The sequence below is a fragment of the Rhizobium sp. RHZ01 genome (genome assembly GCF_014851595.1).
In the GTDB taxonomy this organism is placed as follows: Bacteria; Pseudomonadota; Alphaproteobacteria; order Rhizobiales; family Rhizobiaceae; genus Rhizobium; species Rhizobium altiplani.
Genome location: NZ_JACUZZ010000067.1, coordinates 1 through 3,832, shown reverse-complemented (window position 1 = coordinate 3,832; position 3,832 = coordinate 1). Strand labels below are relative to the sequence as shown.

The following is a 3,832-nucleotide window of genomic DNA, read 5'->3' as shown; positions in this document are numbered from 1 at the left end:
TGTCAGTTATCCGCAGCAGCCCATAATGTGAAGGAATGCGACCAGATTGGCTGAAGGCCAGGGTTTCTGACCACATTCCTCCGCATTATTTCAGAGCGTGTCGAGCCAGGCGAGAACGCTCGCATCGCGCTTCCACGAGGGCTGATGGCCGGGTGTTTCGGGAGCGCTGACCTGCTCCAATGCCTTGCGCTTCGTTTCAAGGTTGGCTCTGGCATAGTGGTTCGTGGTATCGAGGCTCACATGACCGAGCCAGCTACGGATAACCGTGACGTCGACGCCCGCCGATATGAGGTGCACAGCGGTTGCGTGCCGGAAGGCGTGAGGTGTCACATGCTTGTCGCGTAGTGTTGGCGTGGTCTCGGCCGCCGCCCTCACATAGGCGGCAAGTTTGAACCGGACCCCCGACGCGCTGAGCGGTTCGCCATAGCGGTTGACGAACAGTTGCTGGTCTGGCGCCCGCGGTTGACGTTCGAGCAGCTTCTTCAACAACATCACGGTTTCCGGCCAGAGTGGGCAGATACGTTCTTTTCGACCCTTACCGGTCAGCCGCACGCAGCTTGGACTTTCGAACCGGATCGCATCGGGGCACAGGTCGAGCGCTTCCTGTATTCGCGCGCCGCTGTTGTAGAGCAACGAGAGCAAAGCGTGATCGCGCATCCCTTCGAGTGTCGAACGATCAGGCTGAGCCAGGATCGCCGTCACTTCGATGGGGTCCAGATAACAGGGTTCCGACACCGGTCCGCGCTTTATTGGGATGTTGAGGATTTCGACGCACTGCGCGATCAATCCGGGATCCCTGGTCGCAACGAAGTTGAAGAAGCTGCGTATCGCTGCAAGCCGGCAGTTGCGCGTGCCGATCGTGCCGCCGCGTTCGTGTTCGGCGTGACCGAGGAACGCGATGACCTCTCCAGCGGTCAGATCGATCAGCGTGATCATCGCCACCTTCTTGCCTGAGCGCTGTGCAACGAACCGGAGGAAGAGCCGCCAGGCATCGCGATACGAACGCACCGTATGGATGGAGGCGTTGCGCTGTTCGGCCAGCCATTCGTAGAAGAACGCGCGCAGCAGGTGTGGGAACCGATTGTTCTTGGTCATGCCCGTACCTCCGGCCCGATATTGAGGCATGGCGCGCCAAGCACGCGGAACCGCTCATTGGCTTGATGCAGAAGGTCCTGCGTAACGGTGATGTAGACTAGGGTCGAGTTGATGTCCCGGTGGCCAAGATAGGTAGCGAGGAACGGGAGACGATCCTGAGGGTTGATCCCCGCCTTGTACCATTCGAGGATCCGGTTCACGACCATCGAGTGCCTCAGGTCGTGCAGGCGAGGCCCTGTTCGTCCCTGAGGCGGTTTCAACCCGGCCCGGCGTATGACGTCGACGAGCAACCAGGCGACTGTTTCTTTAGTGTAGCGGTCACCACGCTGCTCGTGCCAGAACAGGCCGGAGCGCGGATCATGAGATCCATCGGCGCGGCGTCGCGCGTCGATATATGCTCGAAGCTCCGCCATCACGCTGTCGGGAAGTGGCAGTATCCTGGTCTTGTAGAACTTGGTCTGGCGGATCGTGATCGTGCCGCTCTGGAAGTCAACGTCACCAAGATCGAGGCGGGCCAGTTCGCTTCGCCGCAGCCCCGCGCAATAGGCGACCAGCAGCATCGTGTAGATGCTCAATGGCCGAAGCGGCGCCCGTGGCGAGGGGTAAGAACGGGCGATATCGAGCATACGCCTCACGTCGGCCGGGGTGTAAATATGCGGTTTGCGCCATTGCTTGGCCACTTCCTTTTCCGGGCGTGGGTCGGGTCGGCGGGGTGGGATTGATGGATCCTGGTGGCGGAGGATTCTCGCAAGGACCCGCTTCAGCATTTCGCACTCGTTCGGATGATTGCGCGTTGTTTTTGCCGCAGACCAGTACTGGAGCATCACCGCGATTGGCTGCCCCTGAAGCGCAGGGTTCAACTGCAGGAACCGGTCGAACCGCGAGAGCCACACCGTTTGAGAGGTGTATTTGTAACCGCGGTTGCGCATCAGCGTGACGTGATCGGCCATCATTTCGCCGAGCACACTGCCGAATGACCTGGGCTGGTATAGTTCGGCAAGCGCGCTATCCGGATCGCGGGAGGCCAGCGCCCGCCACACCGGCATGCACTGCTTGATATTGCAAGCTTCACGCAGCACGGCGACGGGATTGCGTTCGATCGCTCCGGTTTCCTCAAGGTGATCGAGGAACCGATCGATAATCCGGGTGCGGTGCAGCCGTGTCGTCGAGGCCCACCGGCCCGACGATACCTGCAACCATGCCACCAGCATGTCTTTGTCGAGTTTGGCGTGAAGTTCGGCGACATCCTGGAAGATGTTGAGCGCCTGCCTGTAGTAAATGCGGCTATTCGTGGTGCGCAGGTTGAGGCTTGCAATGTAGCGCGCGATCAACTGGCGCTTAGGGTCGGGCCACATCGTCATGAACGCACCTCCTGTCCCGGCACGTCGAGCGCGATGGCCCGGAGATCCTCGGTGGCAAGCTTCAGATAGGGAGCCGTGGATTCGGCAGAGCGATGCCCGAGCAGGTCGCCGATCACTTTCTGGGGCACAGCGGCGCGCAGCATTTCGACTGCACGTGCGTGGCGGAAGATATGGGAACCGCTCTTGCCAGCCGGCTTAATTCCGGCATCCTCAAGTCGCCGCCGCACCATGCTGGCCAGCAAGCCGAGCTTGCGATAGGGCGCACGTGTGCGGACGAAGATTTCTCGGGCATCGGTCACAGGCCGCCCCGCCTGCAGATAAGCGAGCACCGCTTCACCTACCGGCGCCATCAAGGGAAGGAATGAGTATGCCCGGGTCTTGGTGTGCCTGATGCGGATGGCTTCCGTACGCCAGTCGATGTCCTCGATCCGTAAATTGCAGATTTCGCCCGATCTCAGGCCATAGGTCGCAAGCAGTTGCAGGATGGCAAGATCGCGCAGCCCCACCGGCGTCTTGTCCTCCCCCGAGACCTGCAGAACCGCAGCGACCTGATCCGGCGTAAGGATCGAAGGCACTCCCTCATAGGCATAGAGCAAGGGGGCGACGACGTGCGGCGACAAGTCGATCGCAGTGCGCCCCGTCCGATGGAGATAGCGCAGCATCGAACGAAGTCGCTCCGCCACATCCTTCACCGACTTGCGCGTCTGGTGACGGCTGCGCGTGTCCATGTAGCAGTCGATGTCGCCCACGGTCATTGTCATCAGACTGTCGGGGCCGTGTCGATCGAGCTGCCAGGCCAGAAAGTTCCGGCCCTCCCACATCAACGCGTCGATGCTGGCCGCAGCAAGACCTCGTTCCTCGCGCAGCCAGGTCTCGTATTCCTCACAGATCGCAAAGCGCAGTGCGTCGGCAGCGCAGGTCGCTTTCGGCGCGGATGGCCACTGCCCCTGTGCGAGTCGCAGCAATGCATGGATTCCAGAACGCGGAATCGAGTGCCAGTTCTTCCCCGGTGAACAGCCACGGCGTTCGCGGAACATCGCAATCGCATATTGCAGGTACTGAGCCACCAGATCTTCCGACACATCCATGATTGGAAGGTCACGCTGGGCAAGATAGTCGAGAAACCCACGTGCGTACGCGCAGTAGTTCCCGATCACTACAGGGCTGTATCGTTGCTCGGTCAGCAAAATCCTGAGCTTGGAGATAGGTTCGTAATCGGCATTCAACATTATTTTTTCCTTTGCTGGTCAAAATGACAGCAAAGGTTCGACCGAAAATAATGCTGAGCAAATCCCGTCTACGAAAGCTGGATCCCGCGGATTTCAAGCGTTGTAGCCGCGTTCCTTCACATTATGGGCTGCTGCGGATAACTGACG

At 60.1% G+C, this 3,832-nt stretch carries 3 protein-coding genes; all 3 read right to left on the bottom strand.

Annotation, left to right across the window (positions count from 1 at the left end; translation table 11 throughout):
- Positions 1–90: 90 nt before the first annotated feature.
- The 3 genes from IB248_RS30750 to IB248_RS30740 are packed head-to-tail and all read right to left on the bottom strand — an operon-like array spanning position 91 to position 3,685.
- Complete coding sequence (locus IB248_RS30750) at positions 91–1,095, bottom strand: site-specific integrase (protein WP_192242227.1); 1,005 nt, start codon at positions 1,093–1,095, stop codon at positions 91–93.
- On the bottom strand, positions 1,092–2,456 hold the full coding sequence (locus IB248_RS30745; protein ID WP_018857986.1) for a tyrosine-type recombinase/integrase: 1,365 nt from the start codon (positions 2,454–2,456) through the stop codon (positions 1,092–1,094). Before IB248_RS30745 ends, IB248_RS30750 begins: the two co-directional genes overlap by 4 nt.
- On the bottom strand, positions 2,453–3,685 hold the full coding sequence (locus IB248_RS30740; protein ID WP_018857987.1) for a site-specific integrase: 1,233 nt from the start codon (positions 3,683–3,685) through the stop codon (positions 2,453–2,455). The genes IB248_RS30745 and IB248_RS30740 overlap by 4 nt, the downstream gene beginning before the upstream one ends.
- Positions 3,686–3,832 lie beyond the last annotated feature (147 nt).